The organism is Roseomonas sp. 18066 (genome assembly GCF_902706185.1).
GTDB lineage: Bacteria > Pseudomonadota > Alphaproteobacteria > Acetobacterales > Acetobacteraceae > Pseudoroseomonas.
Map to the genome: position 1 here is coordinate 1 of NZ_CACSJM010000141.1, position 14638 is coordinate 14638.

The 14638-nt window shown below is 73.2% G+C and carries 16 protein-coding genes; 7 read left to right on the top strand and 9 right to left on the bottom strand.

All coding sequences use genetic code 11. The annotated features are described in order from the left end of the window. Nucleotides 1–1341, top strand: a 1341-nt coding sequence (locus GVN67_RS23010; protein ID WP_159999672.1) for an O-antigen ligase, incomplete at its 5' end; no start/stop codon positions are given. Between the two features lie 306 nt (nucleotides 1342–1647). Beyond that, nucleotides 1648–2658: a D-cysteine desulfhydrase family protein gene (locus GVN67_RS23015; RefSeq protein WP_159999673.1), complete on the top strand. Its 1011-nt coding sequence runs from the start codon at nucleotides 1648–1650 to the stop codon at nucleotides 2656–2658. A gap of 4 nt (nucleotides 2659–2662) precedes the next feature. Here GVN67_RS23015 and GVN67_RS23020 read toward each other — a convergent pair whose 3' ends face one another. The 4 genes from GVN67_RS23020 to arsC all read right to left on the bottom strand — a co-directional run bounded on the left by GVN67_RS23020 (nucleotide 2663) and on the right by arsC (nucleotide 5367). Then, complete coding sequence (locus GVN67_RS23020; RefSeq protein WP_159999674.1) at nucleotides 2663–3121, bottom strand: CreA family protein; 459 nt, start codon at nucleotides 3119–3121, stop codon at nucleotides 2663–2665. A gap of 24 nt (nucleotides 3122–3145) precedes the next feature. Continuing rightward, entirely contained in the window at nucleotides 3146–3508 is a 363-nt protein-coding gene (locus tag GVN67_RS23025) for a DUF2934 domain-containing protein (RefSeq protein ID WP_159999675.1), read from the bottom strand. Between the two features lie 112 nt (nucleotides 3509–3620). After that, a complete protein-coding gene (gene murA / locus GVN67_RS23030; RefSeq protein ID WP_159999676.1) occupies nucleotides 3621–4958 on the bottom strand; it encodes a UDP-N-acetylglucosamine 1-carboxyvinyltransferase in 1338 nt (445 codons plus the stop codon). Nucleotides 4959–5013: 55 nt separating this feature from the next. Continuing rightward, entirely contained in the window at nucleotides 5014–5367 is a 354-nt protein-coding gene (arsC, locus tag GVN67_RS23035) for an arsenate reductase (glutaredoxin) (protein ID WP_159999677.1), read from the bottom strand. Between the two features lie 315 nt (nucleotides 5368–5682). On the opposite strand from arsC, the gene GVN67_RS23040 reads away from it, so the two are divergent. Further along, nucleotides 5683–7032, top strand: coding sequence for a globin-coupled sensor protein (locus GVN67_RS23040; RefSeq protein ID WP_159999678.1), 1350 nt, complete (start codon nucleotides 5683–5685; stop codon nucleotides 7030–7032). Nucleotides 7033–7201: 169 nt separating this feature from the next. Next, nucleotides 7202–7498 carry a glycosyl transferase family 39 gene (locus GVN67_RS23045; protein ID WP_159999679.1) on the top strand — a complete coding sequence of 99 codons (297 nt, stop codon included), beginning with the start codon at nucleotides 7202–7204 and terminating at the stop codon, nucleotides 7496–7498. A gap of 11 nt (nucleotides 7499–7509) precedes the next feature. On the opposite strand, the gene GVN67_RS23050 is transcribed toward GVN67_RS23045, so the two are convergent. Continuing rightward, on the bottom strand, nucleotides 7510–7953 hold the full coding sequence (locus GVN67_RS23050; RefSeq protein ID WP_159999680.1) for a carboxymuconolactone decarboxylase family protein: 444 nt from the start codon (nucleotides 7951–7953) through the stop codon (nucleotides 7510–7512). 231 nt (nucleotides 7954–8184) lie between these two features. Between GVN67_RS23050 and GVN67_RS23055 the strand changes: the two genes are divergently transcribed. Continuing rightward, complete coding sequence (locus tag GVN67_RS23055; RefSeq protein WP_159999681.1) at nucleotides 8185–10254, top strand: methyl-accepting chemotaxis protein; 2070 nt, start codon at nucleotides 8185–8187, stop codon at nucleotides 10252–10254. A gap of 48 nt (nucleotides 10255–10302) precedes the next feature. Here GVN67_RS23055 and GVN67_RS23060 read toward each other — a convergent pair whose 3' ends face one another. Continuing rightward, nucleotides 10303–10866: a hypothetical protein gene (locus tag GVN67_RS23060; RefSeq protein WP_159999682.1), complete on the bottom strand. Its 564-nt coding sequence runs from the start codon at nucleotides 10864–10866 to the stop codon at nucleotides 10303–10305. 284 nt (nucleotides 10867–11150) lie between these two features. On the opposite strand from GVN67_RS23060, the gene GVN67_RS23065 reads away from it, so the two are divergent. Further along, nucleotides 11151–11930, top strand: coding sequence for an SH3 domain-containing protein (locus GVN67_RS23065; protein ID WP_159999683.1), 780 nt, complete (start codon nucleotides 11151–11153; stop codon nucleotides 11928–11930). Between the two features lie 3 nt (nucleotides 11931–11933). Here GVN67_RS23065 and GVN67_RS23070 read toward each other — a convergent pair whose 3' ends face one another. Both GVN67_RS23070 and GVN67_RS23075 read right to left on the bottom strand, forming a co-directional pair. Further along, nucleotides 11934–12452: a TonB family protein gene (locus GVN67_RS23070; protein ID WP_159999684.1), complete on the bottom strand. Its 519-nt coding sequence runs from the start codon at nucleotides 12450–12452 to the stop codon at nucleotides 11934–11936. An 89-nt stretch (nucleotides 12453–12541) separates the two neighbouring features. Then, a complete protein-coding gene (locus GVN67_RS23075) occupies nucleotides 12542–12820 on the bottom strand; it encodes a hypothetical protein (RefSeq protein WP_159999685.1) in 279 nt (92 codons plus the stop codon). A 187-nt stretch (nucleotides 12821–13007) separates the two neighbouring features. Here GVN67_RS23075 and GVN67_RS23080 point away from each other — a divergent pair, with 187 nt between their 5' ends. Continuing rightward, nucleotides 13008–14405 (top strand): BNR repeat-containing protein, encoded by a 1398-nt coding sequence (locus GVN67_RS23080; protein ID WP_159999686.1) that lies wholly within the window; start codon nucleotides 13008–13010, stop codon nucleotides 14403–14405. Nucleotides 14406–14409: 4 nt separating this feature from the next. Here the strand turns inward: GVN67_RS23080 and GVN67_RS23085 are convergent. Continuing rightward, nucleotides 14410–14638: hypothetical protein (locus GVN67_RS23085; protein WP_368667256.1), on the bottom strand; the 229-nt coding region annotated here is incomplete at its 5' end.

Below are 14638 nucleotides of genomic sequence, written 5' to 3' on the forward strand. Positions count from 1 at the left end.
GCGCCCCGGCTTCCCGCCACCGCCCCCAGCATCGAGGCCGCGACCGAAGCATTCCGCGCCGGTCCCGCCGCCGGCACGGCCTGGCCGTCGCTGGCCCATGCCGCGCTGATCTGCATCGGCATCTTTCTCTACGCCGGCGCCCGGATCGCGTTGAACGCCAATGACCCCACCGAGAACCTGGGCAATGTCGACCCGCTGAACACCCTGTTCCAGGTGGTCATCCTGGCCGGCAGCCTGGTCGCCACCGCCCTGCACTGGCGGCAGAGCGCGCGGCTGGCGCTGCGCTTCTGGCCCTTCCTGGTGCTGGTGGCGATGATGATGGCCTCCAGCCTGTGGTCGCAATCGCCGGCCAATTCCTTCCGCCGCTCGCTGGCCTTCGTCACCATGATGCTGTTCGTGGCCTCGGGCGTCGCCGCCTTCGGCATCAGCCGGATGATGCGGCTGATCCTGGGCACGGTGCTGTTCATCGTCGTCGCCAGCCTGGGCGAGGTTGTCCTCCGCCCGCAGATCGGCTTCGACACCGGCGACTACGCCAACGCCATCCGCGGCGTCTTCGTGCAGAAGAACGGCTTCGGCATGGCACTCCTCGGCGGCGCCATGGCGCTGTCCTACCTGGTGCTGGAGCGCCGGCGCCTGCGCTGGACCGACGGCGCCCTGCTGCTGCTGCTGCTGGCCATGCTGGTGATGGCGCGCTCCACCACCTCGCTGCTGCTGACCATGATGACGGCCGCCGCCACCATCGCCTTCCTCTGGCTCGACCGCGGCGGCTACTGGATGGCCGCCATCTGGCTGACCCTGGCGCTGGGCGCCGTCACCGGCCCCCTGATCTACGCCGCCATCGGCAGCGAAGGCCTGTTCGAGATCCTCGGCAAGGATTCGTCCCTCACGGGGCGCGTCTATATCTGGGCCGGCGTCTGGGAGGCGATCGGCGACCGCCCGCTGCTCGGCTACGGCTATTCCGCCTTCTGGATCATCGGCTCGCCGGGGGTGAACGCCATCTGGGCGGCCGTCCAATGGGAAGTCCCCACCGCCCATAGCGGCTTCCTGGAAGTGCTGCTGCAGCTGGGCTGGGTCGGCGCCGGGCTGGTGGCCTCGATGGCCATCGGCACCGCGATCTATGCCAGCATGGCACTGTTCCGCGGCCCGCGCCGCCGCGGCATGTGGATGCTGCTGCAGCTCGTGATCCTGCTGATCCTGAACTACAGCGAAAGCGCCCTGCTGAACCCGGACCTGCAGACGGTGTTCTGGATCATGATGCTGCTGGCCCTGCAAGAACGCCCCGTCGCCCCGCGCCCGACCCCGGAGTGGCGGCGGAAAGGGTTCGTGGCAGTAAGGGCCTGAAGAGAAGAGTTTGGACAGGCCAGGGGAATGAATTCCCCTGAACCCCTTCTTTTTTCTGGGGTGACTGCCGTGCCAGCGTGGCAACGCGGGACGCCACACTCAGCCGCCGCGCAACCTGTCGACGAGCGCTAATTTCATAGACGCGTCCCGCCGCGATGCCCTGGTGCTGCTGGTGGCCAGGCGCTGCCCCCTCAACGGCCGGTCATCAGAAAAAAGATGGGGGTCTGGGGGAATTCATTCCCCCAGCCTTGCCAGCCTTCCCTGACAGCGCGCTACTGCCAGCCCATGGTTTGAGAGCCTCGCCCGATGTCGCATCCTTTGCTTGCTGCCTTCCCTCGCCTGTCGCTGCTCGAGGGTCCGACCCCGATCCAGCGTCTGACCCGGCTGGAGGCCGCGCTGGGCGCGCAGGTCGAGATCCATGTGAAGCGTGACGACCTGATGGGCCTGGGCGGCGGCGGCAACAAGCTGCGCAAGCTGGAGTTCCTCCTGGCCGATGCCCAGGCGCTGGGGGCGGATCGCTTCATCACGGTGGGCGGGCTGCAGTCCAACCATGCGCGGCTGTCGGCGGCTGCCTGCGCCCGGCTGGGCCTGCCGGTGACGCTGGTGCTGGGCCGCAACGTGCCGCGCGGCGACCAGGCCTATCAGCGCAACGGCAACATGCTGCTGGACCGCATCCTGGGCGCCGAGGTGGTCATCGCCCCCGAGGGCGTCGAGGCCATCACCCATGCCACCGCGCTCGCCGAGCGGCTGACGGCGGAGGGGCAGAACCCCTATCTGGTCGGCTCCGGCGGGTCGTCGCCGGTGGGGTGCCTGGGCTATGCCGATTGCGCCTTCGAGATCGCCGAACAGGAGCAGGCGCTGGGCTTCGGCTTCGACCAGATCCTGCTGCCCTGCGGCAGCACCGGCACCCAGGCCGGGCTGACCGCCGGCTGGGCCGCCCTGGGGCGCGACCCGCGCGCTATCCGCGCCTATACCGTGCTGCATCCGCTGGAGAAGGCGGTGGGCCTGGTGGCCGAGAAGACAACGGCGACGCTGGCCATGCTGGACCCGGCGGCGCGCTTCGACCCGGCGACGATCGACATGTCCTTCGACGCGCGCGGCCCCGCCTATGGCATGCCGATGCCCGCCATGGTCGAGGCGCTGGAGCTGGTGGCGCGCACCGAGGGCCTGCTGCTCGACCCGGTCTACAGCGGCAAGGCCTTCGCCGGGCTGCTGGCCGACCTGCGCGGCGGGCGCTGGCAGCCGGGCGCCCGGCTGCTGTTCCTGATGACCGGCGGCGCCCCCGGGCTCTTCGCCTATGAAAGCGAGTTCGCGTGACCGATCAGCGGTTTTCCGCCAGCGGCACCGCGGTGACGCTGTTGAAGGGCGAGCCGTCGACGATCTTGGTGCTGGTGATCAGATAGACCAGCACGCCCTTGTCGCGGTCATGGATGCGGGTGACGGTCAGCGCCTTGAACAGCGCCGAGCTGCTCTGGCGGAACACCGATTCCGTCTGCGGCAGCCCGGCCGGCGCCGTCACCGGCCCGGTCGCGCGGCAGGCGATGCTGAAGCGCGACGGGTCCTCGGCGAGGCCCACCCAGCCCGACAGCCCGCCGGTATCGGCGCGCGACACATAGCAGGAGACATTGGCGACCCGCGGGTCGTCATAGCGCTCGACCACCACCTTGTCGTTGGGGCCGACCAGGCGGAAGGTCGTGCTGACCTCGCCGACGCGGGTCTGCGCGACGGCAGGGGCGGCCAGCAGCAGCAGGGCCAGCGCGGCGGAGAGGCTTCGGGTCACGGGGTCACGCTCCTGGATGAAGGCTCAGGCTTTCTTCTTCGGCGCCGGCTTCTTCTCCGCCTTGTCCTTCGCCGGCTTTTTCTCGGCGGGGGGCTTCTTCTCGGCGGCGGGCTTGGCGGCCTTCGGCGCGGCCGGCTTCTTCTTCGGCGCCGTGTCCAGCTTCGGCCCCTTGCTCGGGTCGGTCAGCGACGGCGGGTCGCTGGCCGGGAAGCTGTCGTCCAGCTGCTCGTCGAGCTCGGCGGATTCGGCTTCCAGCTCGGCGCGGGCACGGTGCCAATGGTCATGGTCGTCGCCATGCGCATGGCCGGACTTTTCCCACAGGGCGTGGGCACGGTCGCGGATCGCGGCGTCGGAGGGCGGCTTCGGGGTCTTCGCGGGCTTGGCCATGGCGCAGGTCCTGTCTCGAGGCGTGCGGGCAGCGGGGCATCGCAGCAGCGCCCCCGCTGGCTCAAGCTCGCATCCCCGGCCGGGGTTGCCCACCCCCCGGAGAAATGCCGCTTCAGAAATCGCCGCGCTGCAGGGCGGCGCCGCAGGCGGCGAGCTTCGCCACCATCCCGTCATAGCCGCGGTCGAGATGGTCGAGGCCGTCCAGCAGGCTGCAGCCCTCGGCGGTCAGCGCGGCCAGCACCAGGGCGGCGCCGGCGCGGACGTCGGTGGCCAGCAGCCGGGCGCCGGTCAGCCGCGGCACGCCGCGGATCCAGGCGGTCTGGCCGCGCAGCGCGATGCGCGCGCCCATGCGGCGCAGCTCGTCGACATGGCGGAAGCGCTGCTCGAAGATCGCCTCGGTCACCGCGCTGGCGCCGCGCGCCCGGGTCAGCAGCGCCATCACCGGCGACTGCAGGTCGGTGGCGAAGCCGGGATAGGGCGCGGTGCGGAAATCGATGCCCTGCAGCCCGGTCGGGGCTCGGCGGGCGAGGACGCCCTCCGCCACGGTTTCCAGTTCAACCCCCGCCGCCTGCAGCGCCGGCCCCGCCGCGGCCAGGGCCGACAGGTCGCCGCCTTCCAGCAGGAGCTCGCCATCGGTGGCGGCGGCGGCGCAGGCCAGCGTGCCGAGCTCGATCCGGTCCGGCATCACCGCATGCTGGGCGCCGCGCAGGGCGTGGCCGCCCTCGATCACCAGCGTGTCGCTGTCCAGGCCGTCGATGACGGCGCCCATGGCGATCAGGCAGCGGGCCAGGTCGGCGATCTCCGGCTCGCGGGCGGCGTTGCGCAGGGTGGTGGTGCCGCGCGCCAGCACGGCGGCCAGCATCAGGTTCTCGGTGGCGCCGACCGAGGGGAAGGCCAGGCGGATATCGGCGCCCACCAGGCCCTGTGGCGCCCGCGCCGCGATCACGCCCTGCTCCAGGGTGATGACCGCACCCATGGCGCGCAGCCCGTCCAGGTGGAAATCGATGCCGCGCGCGCCGATGGCGTCGCCGCCGGGCAGCGGCAGCCGGGCCTCGCCGCAGCGGCCGAGCAGCGCGCCCAGCAGCAGCACCGAGGCGCGCATCCGCGACACCAGCCCCGCATCGATCGCCTCCGGCCGCAGCCGGTCGGCGCAGACGGTCAGCGTCAGCCCCTGCGCGCCCTGCGACCAGGACAGGCCGGCGCCCAGCCGCTGCAGCAGCCCGGCGAGCACCGCCACATCCAGGCTGGCCGGCAGGTTGCGCAGCGTCACCAGATGCGGCGTCAGCAGCGTCGCCACCACCAGCGGCAGGGCGGCGTTCTTGGCGCCGCTGATCGGGTGGCGCCCTTCCAGCCGGGCGCCGCCGCGGATCAGCAGGCGCTGGCCGGCGGCCGGCCGCCACCAGGGCGCGGCCTGCTGCAGGGCGCGGTCATCGGCGGCGGTGGCGGTCATGGCATCGGCCCGGGAGCGGTTCGGGCGGCAGCTTAGCCCTGGGCCGGCCGCCGCGTCAGCCGGGCAGTATTTCTTTCACACGCTCGGGCGGGCGGCACAGGCGGGCGCCCTGCTCCGTCACCACCACCGGGCGGTTCATCAGGATCGGCTCGGCCACCATGGCGGCGATGGCGGCCTCGTCGGTCAGGGCCGGGTCGCCCAGGCCACGCGCGGCGAAGGCCGGCTCCTTGGCGCGCAGCAGGTCACGCGCCGGGATGCCCAGCCGCGCCACCAACCCCTGCAGCGCCGCCGCGTCCAGCGGGGTCTTCAGGTATTCGACGATGGCGGGCTCGATGCCGGCCTCGCGCAGCAAGGCCAGGGTGCCGCGGGAGGTGCCGCAGCGCGGATTGTGGAAGATCGTCACGGTCATGGCCGCATTCTGGGCCGGCCGCGCCCGGCTGGCTATGTCCGTTGCTGGCCATCTCCGTTCCTGGCCATGTCCGTTGCCGGCCCCGCCAGGACAGGGCTTGCGGGATGGCGGATCGCGCCAATCTGCGTCGCAGGGCCGCAGCGCCAGGCGCCGGTTTACCCGCCCGACCTTCATCAATTATTCGTTTATTCCAAAATAAGATCGACCCACCCAGGTCGGTGCGCTTTTTGATTCAAGCATAAGCAAAGCATTAACATTACGCCGCGATGTCTGGTCCGAACCGATCCATCCCCGATTTCATAGGGTTTGCCTCGCATGTCCGGCCTGACCGAAAGCGCCCAGCACAAGCGCGAGCGTGCCTTCGACCTGACCGCCGAGGCCCAGGCGCTGCTGCGGCAGCAGGCCGGCTTCGCCCGCGCCGAGCTGCCCGCCTTGCTGGAGCGGCTGCACGACGCCTTCCGCCCCTGGCCGGAAATCCACACGGCGCTGCAGGACCCGGCGGTGCACGGGCCGCGGCTGGCGCATTGGACCCGCGTCATCGCCGGCGAGCTCGGCGAGGGCTACGAGGCCTCGGCCCAGCGCCTGGCCCAGGCGCTCTACGCCCGCCAGGTGCCGGCCTTCGCGGTGACCATCTGCCACGCGACCGTCGCCCGCGGCGTCTGCCAGGCGCTGCGGCAGCGGGCGGGCTCGCCCAGCGGCCTGCTGGCGGCCGGCCGCATCCGCGCCCAGGCGGCGCTGGAGAAGGTGGTCAACGATGCCGCCTGGATGGACCTGGAGCTGCTGCTGGAAACCTATGCCGCCGCCGAGCGCGCCGCCCGCCGCCAGGTACTGGACCAGCTCGGCGCCGCCTTCGCCCGCGACGTGCAGGGCGTGACCACCGGCGCCGCCCAGGCCACCCGGCAGCTGGAGGGCGCGGTGCTGGTGATGGCCGGCGCCGCCGACCGCTCCACCCAGGATGCCAACGGCGCCAGCCGCGCCGCCCAGGAGGCGGGCGACAATGTCGCCACCGTGGCCGCCGCCACCGAGGAGCTCAGCGCCTCGATCCAGGAGATTTCCCGCCAGGTCGCCGAATCCGCCGGCATCGCCGACCGCGCGGTCGAGCATGCGCGGCAGACCGACGGCGTGGTGCAGGCCCTGGCCGAGGCCGCCGGCAAGATCGGCGAGGTGGTGATGCTGATCAACGGCATCGCCGGCCAGACCAATCTTCTCGCCCTCAATGCCACCATCGAGGCGGCCCGCGCCGGGGAAGCCGGCAAGGGCTTCGCCGTGGTGGCGTCGGAGGTGAAGAACCTGGCCAGCCAGACGGCGCGGGCGACCGAGGATATCCGCGCCCAGATCGGCCAGATGCAGCAGGCCACCGGCCGCGCCGTCAGCTCGATCCAGGAGATCGCCGGCACGGTGGGGCAGATGGGCGCCGTCGCCCAGGCCATCGCCGCCGCGGTGGAGCAGCAGGGCAGCGCCACCCAGGAGATCGCCCGCAGCATCCAGCAGGCGGCCGAGGGCAACCGCATGGTCAACCTGCTGATGCAGCAGATGCGGCAATCGGCCGATGCCGGCCGGGCGGTGGCCGGCGATGTCGGCGCCGCCAGCGGCGCGCTGGGCGGCGAGATGCAGCAGCTGGACCGCTCGGTGGAGCGCTTCCTGGGCGAGATCCGCGCCGCCTGACGCCATGGCATCGGCAAAGCGGGGGGTCGGAACGGCGGCGCATCATCAGCTGGGGTGATGCCCGGCATCACCCATCAGAGTTTCCGATCGATGGGGAAGTGGTCCATCTTCCTCTCAGACGGCGGGGCATCCCCGCCACCCTGAGACCCGAAGACAAGGACCTTTCACCATGACCCGCATTTCTGCTCTGCCCGCCCTGATGCTCGCCGCCGGCCTGGCGCTGGCCCCCAGCCTGTCGCAGGCCCGGGACCTGCTGGAGAACACCAACAACGCCTCGGCCACCGGCAGCCCCTTCGCCTATTCGATGCAGGTGACGCAGAGCCGCGACCAGGGCCTGCCCCTGGTGGTCGGCAACTCGGCCAGCCCCAGCGAGCGGGTGGCCAGCATCGCCGCCACCACCCAGCGCCACGCGCCGCTGTCCCTGGTGGTCGGCAACAGCGCCGGCGCCAGCAACATCGGCGGCTGAACCACCAGCCGCTAGCCGGCCGCAGGGCCCGGGGGAGCCACTCCCCCGGGCCCTTCTTGCTGCACGGCCAAAGCCTCGCAGTGCCGCAGCACCTCGGCCCCGGTCAGGTTCCAGCAGGTGATGCCGCCGACCATGATGGTCTGCACCAGCCCCTCGGCCAGCTCCGGCAGGGTCAGCCCGGCTTTCACCGCCGCCGCCGCATGGTTCTTCGCCCCGTTGGTCTGGCCGACCACCGTGTCGAGCAGGGCAAAGATCAGCTCCTTGGTCTTCAGGTCCAGCGCGCCGCCGGCGTCGCGGTCGCGCATGACGAAGTCGCGCATCAGCGCATAGCCGGCGAAGGCGCCCGGCGCGTGCTGCTCCATCAGGCGGAAATTCTCCGGCACCCGGCCGAAGGTGGCCATGAAGCTGTCGATGCCCTTCTGGCGGGCGGCGGCGGAGAGGTCGTCATCGGTCATGGCGGGCGGCTCCTGCGGGAGGATTGGTTCATCATTCTGGCCGGCCTGTCGGGCCGGGTCTGCGGTTTTTCCCGCGCCGCCGCCGGGCTTCGCTTTCTTCCGCAAAGACTTGCATGGATGCCACGCTCTGCGTGCCATTACCCGCCCCCGCAGCAAGGATTCAGCTTCGATTAACGAATCTGCGGCAAGTCCCTCTGTCAGGACGACTGTCGACGATCGGGGACTTCCTTCATGCGCATCCGCACGCTGCTGCTGGCGGCCTTCACCGTCATCGCCTTGCCCGGGGCCGCCGGCCTCACCTGGCAGGCCAGCCGCGCCTGGACGCTGTGGCAGAAGGCGGAGCGCGCCACCGTCTCCACCGCCGTCGTCTCCGACGCGCTGCGCGCCTATACCGCGATCGCCGTCGAATCCGGCGTGCTCAGCGCCAGCGCCCGCACCGGCCGCGCGATGGAGACGGAGCTCGCCGCCGCCGCCCGGGCCACCGACGCCACCCTGAACGCCGCCCGCGCCGGGCTGGTCGAGGAAGGCCTCGACGCCCGCCCGGTGGAGGAGACCATCCGCGCCCTCGGCCAGATCCGCCGCCGCGTGGCCGAATCCGCCGCCCGCAGCCCGGGCCAGGCCGATGCCCCGCTGGTCGCCGCCATCCTGGCGCTGCGCGGCGAGGGCGCGGCCCAGGTCGACAGCGTCGCCCGCGCCGCCGAGGCCCGCATCAACGAGGCCGCCCCCGCCGTCGCGCTGATGGCCCAGCTCGCCCGCCAGATCATGGCGGTGCGCGAGGAGGCCGGCGCCCGCAGCCTGCTGATCAACAGCTGGCTGGCCGGCGGCGCCGTCGATGCCGGCCGCGTCGCCCAGGGCCTGGCCTTCGCCGGCCGCATCGACCAGGCCTGGCAATCGGCGCAGCGCCTGGTGGAGGCCGCCGGCAACCCGGTGCTGACCGCCGCCCTGGCCCGCACCGCCGCCGAGTATTTCCAGACCGCCGAGCCGCGCTACCGCAGCTTCGTGGACGCCGCGCTGACCAGCCTGGCGACCCCGGGCGCCGCCCCCGCCTGGCCCGCCACCAGCGCCGAATACGGCGCCTGGACGCCGCCGATGCTGACCCGGCTGGTGCCGCTGCGCGACGCCGCGCTGGACCAGGCGATGGCGCAGGGCCAGGCCTCGGCCGCCATGGCCAAGACCATCCTGGCGATCAGCCTGGCGCTGGCCGCCGCCGCGGTGATCCTGGCGGTGGGCGGGGTCCTGCTGCTGCTGAAGCGCCTGGTCGCGCCGGTGCGCCAGCTGACCGAGGGTGTCGGCCGGATCGCCGCCGGCGAGCTCGAGATCGCCGTGCCGCATCGCGGCCGCGCCGACGAGGTCGGCGAGATGGCCGATGCGGTGGAGGTGCTGCGCGCCAATTCCGTCGAGCGCCGCCGCATGGAGGAGGCCGCGGCCCTGGCCCAGGCCGAGCGCGCCCGCCGTGCCCAGCATCTGGAGGCCCTCGTCCGTGACTTCGAGGGCCGCGTCGGCGAGATGACCTCGATCGTCTCCTCCGCCTCGTCGGAGCTGGAGGCGACCGCCCGCTCGATGAGCGAGACCGCCGCCATGACCAACCGCCAGGCCGGCACCGTGGTGGGCGCGGCCGGCGAGGCCAGCAGCGGCGTGCAGACGGTGGCCGCCGCCGCCGAGGAGCTGGCGGCCTCGATCCAGGAGATCAGCCGCCAGGTCGGCCAGGCCACCGCGGTCGCGTCGCGCGCCGTGGAAGACGCGCAGCGCACCGACAGCGTCGTGCAGGTGCTGGCCATCGGCGCGCAGAAGATCGGCGACGTGGTCAAGCTGATCAGCGACATCGCCGGGCAGACCAATCTTCTGGCGCTCAACGCCACCATCGAGGCGGCGCGTGCCGGCGAGGCCGGCAAGGGCTTCGCGGTGGTGGCGTCGGAAGTGAAGTCGCTGGCCGGCCAGACCGCCCGGGCGACGGAGGAGATCAGCAGCCAGATCGGCCAGATCCAGCTCGCCACCGGCGAGGCGGTGACCGCGATCGGCGCCATCTCGCGCACCATCGAGGAGGTCAGCAGCATCGCGGTGGCGATCGCGGCCGCCGTCGAGGAGCAGAGCAGCGCCACCAGCGAGATCGCCCGCACCGTGCAGCACACGGCGGAAGCCACCGGCCAGGTGACGGCGAATATCTCGGCGGTCAGCCAGGGCTCGACCGAGACCGGCGCCGCCGCGACCCAGGTGCTGGCCGCGGCGTCCGAGCTCGCGCGCCAGTCGGAGCAGCTGACCGAGCGCGTCGGCACCTTCGTCGCCGAGGTGCGCGCGGCCTGAGGGCTGCGGATTGTCGAGAAAGGTGGCCGGCGTCAGCCGGCCGTCGCCTCAGACGACGAAGTTGACGAGGCCGCTGCCGCCGCTGGGCATCGCGGCGCCGGGGCGGGCGGCCAGCGGCACGACCTCGACCGTCGCTGCCGGGGCGGTGCCCTGGCCCTTGATCGAGGTGCTGGTGGCGAAGCTGGCGGAGAGCGCCTCGGCCACCGCGCCCTCGGCGACGCGGCCGGTGGCGTCGGTGGTCTCGGCCGTGCCCAGGGCGGCGCGGACATGGTCGGCGACCGATTCGCGCTGGCCGCTCTCGCCGGCCAGGCTGCCCATCGAGTCGCCGCCCTGCTGCACGGCGCTGGCGAAGCCGCCGGCGGACATGGCGGAAACCGAGGCGCCGCCTCCCGGCGTGCTGACGATGACCAGCACGGTGTCCTGGCCGGCGGCGCGCATGGCGGCGGCCTGGCTGATGATGTCCTCGAGGAAGCGCGGGTCGATGGCGCTGCCGGCGGCGGCCATCACCGGCTTGAAGGCGGCCAGCAGGCTGGCGACCTCGCGCGACGACATGCCGCTCGAGTCGCTGGCGGCCGCGGTGCCGGCGGCGGCCGGCTGCAGCGCCTCGCCCATGGCCGACCGGCCTGCCGTGGCCTGGAAACCATTGGCAAGGGCGGAAGGCAGCGCAAAGCGGGATGCACCGACGGACTGCATGGGCTCAAGCTTACGGCAAAAGCCGGTCGTTGTCTTACCAAAATACCATTTTTGAGCCTGGGCGGGGCCTGATGCCGCGTTCGTGAGCGCGAACCGGGCGCGGCCTTGGCGCTTTCCCTGGCGGCAACGCCGCCGCCCGCCGCAGCGTTGCTGCCACGGGACGGCCGTGCGGGATGCGGCCGGGATGGCGGGGGAGAGCGGCGATGCGGGCCAATCGGCTGTGGATGATGATGGCCTGCGGCCTCCTGCTGGCCGGCTGCAAGGAGGAAAAGCGCGCCGCCGCGCCCGACCAGGCCTATCAGGCGGCGGCGCAGCGCGCGGCGGAGGCCGAGCTCGGCCGGCTGGCCGGCGGCGAGGTGGCCGTGCGCGGCATCCAGGTCTGGCGCCAGGCCGCGGCCGAGACCAGCGCCGTCTGCGGCCAGGTCAATCTGCGCAAGGGCGTGCCCGGCGGCGCCTATACCCTGTTCGTCTCGGTCATCACGCCGCAGCAGGGCAACGACCCCCGCGGCCCGCTGAAGGCCGAGCAGCATGTGGCGACCAGCGACACCTCGGCCAGCCGGGTCTTCGTCGAGACGCTGCTGCGCTGCTACGACGGCGGCGGCCCGGCGACCCAGCGCGTCGGCGCCCCGCCACTGGTGCCGCCGGTGCCGGACCAGCTGCCGGCCATGGCCTCGGGCGGCCGGCCGCCGCCACCCGCGCCGCCGCCGCTGCCCGCCGGCCAGACCGCCAACGCGCCGGCGCCGGCCGGCGCCGGTCCGCTGGCGGTGACCGCGACCCCCGGCCCGGGCGGCGCGGCGCTGGGCCAGGTGACGATGCGGCAGAACGGCAATCTGCGCGCCCATCCGAATGGCGGCGGCGAGGTGATGCGGGTGATCGCCCAGGGCTCCAGCCTGACCATCTACGAGGAGGCCCCGGGCGGCTGGCTGCGCGTCGGCAATGGCGAGCCCTGGGGCTGGATCCATGCCAGCCTGACCAGCCGCTGAGGCTTATTTCGGCCCCATCATCGTCGGCTGCGGCGGCGCGCGGCGGGCCTGGAAATGCACCGGGACGACCACGGTGGCGCGGCCATTCTCCAGCACGCCGGCCGGCGGCGGCGGCAGCGGCTGGGCGGCGGCCACCATGATCAGCGCCGCGCCGTCGAGCTGCGCCTGGCCGGAGCCCTTCACCACCTCGGGGCCCAGCACCCGGCCGACGCGGTCGACGCTGAAGCGGACGGCGACCGTGCCGGCGGGATAGCCACGGCTGGCCGCGGGCGCGGTCATGTCGCGCGGGTCGTGGCTGAATCCGGCGATGCGGTCGGTGGCGGCGCGGGACCAGCGGGCCAGCGCCGCCTCCGGGCTTTCCGCCGCGGCGGCGGGCTCGGCGCCGGGGGTGGCGGCCTGGGGCGCCCCCTGGAGCGCCCCCTGGGACGCCCCCTGGGACGCCGGCGCGGCGCAGGCGGCGAGCAGGGCGGCCAGCGGCAGCAAAGCCAGGGCCGGCCGGCCGGCGATCGGATTGCCGAACATTCATCCACTCCCTCGAAGCGGCCCAGCTAGCAGAGGCTTGGCCGTAACGACAGGGGTTGTCTGGCGCATCCGGCCAGGCCGGCGCGGCGTCAGAACCGGCCGGCGGAGGCCACCACCAGCACGGTCAGCGCCAGCATGCCGAGCAGGCTGAGCAGCGCCACCATCCGGTTGCTCACCGCCGCCGGCGGCGCCGTGGCCAGGGCCGGCTGCAGGCCCGGGGGGCGGCTCCGCGCCTCCTCGATGCAGTCGGGGCAGATCAGCACATAGCCGGCCTTGTCGCGCCCGGCGAAGCCCTTGCGGACATAGAATTGCATCAGGCTGGCCCGCGCCGTCTCGCGGTGGCAGCGATAGCAGGGGGTGTTCTCCATGCGTCTCTCTCTGGCAGCCGGGCCCGGTTTTTGGGCCCTTCCCGCGCAGAGGGCCCGCAAAACCTTGCCAGCTTGCGAACCGTGAAGATGTCTTCACGGGGATGGGGTTCCGGCAACCCCGGCCACCGCCCCCGGTTCAGGCCGCACGGGCCGTCGCGTCCGCCGAACCGCCGCACAGGATGGATGCATGACCCTCGCCCGCCACCGCCGCATGCTGCTGCCGGCCGCCTCGCTGCTGGGCCTGGCCCTGGCCGCCCTGCCCGCCCGGGCCGAGGCCCCCGCCTGCAGCCCGGCGCCGCCGCAGCAGGTCAATGGCCGCGCCACCTACGAGCTGGCCCAGGTCTGGAGCGGCGTGCGCACCGAGATGGGCGCCGCCCGCGCGCCGAGCGGCCAGCTGCTGGTCGCCTATTACGATGCGGAGCGCTGGATGACGGTCGCCGCGCTCGACCCCGCGAGGCAGCAGGTCTGCCGCATCCGGCTGCCGTCGCGCTTCACGGGCTGGGACGCGCATAACGACATCTCCATGGCGGTGGCGCCGGACGGGTCGCTGCACATCGTCGGCAACCTGCATGGCGACAAGCTGTTCTACGCCGCCGGCCGGGCCGACGACCTGGCCAGCGTGAAGCCGGCGCCGATGGTCGGCCGCGACGAGGAGCGGGTGACCTACCCGACCTTCCTGCGCACCCCCGACAACACCCTGCTGTTCTTCTACCGCAGCGGCGCCTCCGGCCGCGGCACCTGGCTGGTCAATCGCTGGCAGGGCGGCCAGTGGCAGCGTGGCGCCGAGATCTTCGCCGGGCGCGACCGCGAGGGCCGGCTCAGCGCCTATCCCGACTTCGCCATGGCGCCGGACGGCACGCTGCATGCCGCCATCGTCTGGCGCCGCACCGGCGACGTCGCCACCAACTTCGCCGTCAGCTACGCCCGCTCGCGCGACTTCCGCCGCTGGGAAGGCGCGACGGTCGCGCCGCAGGAGGCGCCGGTCGGGCCGGACGACATCGACCGGCTCGACACGCCGGGGCCGAACAAGGGGCTGGTGAACAATCCGCGCCTGGTGCTGACGCCGGAGGGCACGCCGGTGGTCTTCTTCACCCGCCAGGGCGAGGGCGGCAACGACGCCATCTTCGCCGCCCGGCCGGAGGGGCGGCGATGGGTGCTGCGCGAGGTCGCCACCTCCAACCGGCAGACCCGCGTGGCCGGCACCGGCGCCCTGCCCCGCCTGCCCAGCATGGGCGTCGAGGCCGAGGGCTGGACCGCCCGCCTGGCCGCCAACCTGCCCGGCCGGCCGCAGCAGCTGGAGGTCGATCTCCGCACGCTGCAGGCCAGGCCCGCCGGCGACAACCGCCGCATGGCCGCCAGCAGCGTGGCCCCGGCCGGCGCCGGCGGGATCAGTCTGCCGCAGGGCCTGGCCTCGGCCCGGGTCGGCCAGCAGCGGGTGCTGCAGCACGGCTTCGACGGCGAGGAGCAGGGCCGGCTGACCTGGTTCGCCCAGGGCGCCAATGGCGACCGGCCGCGCGATTGCACGCCGCAGGCACCCGCCGCCTGCCAGCCGCCGCCCTCGCCGCTGCGCTGGACGGCGCCCTGACGCGTCAGAGGTGGCGGCCGCGCTCCATGATCTCGAGCGCATAGTCGTGGTAGCTCATGCCGAGCTCCTCGGCCCGGGCCAGGCGGCGCAGCGCGATCTCGCGCGGCGGCGTCTTCCAGGCGCGGCGATGCGCGCGGCGCCAGTTCCAGGCGTTCCAGCCGAGCCGCTCGACGTCGTCCTCCAGCGGCGGGCCGCCATTATGGCCGGGGGTGGGCGGGGTATCGGCCATGCGG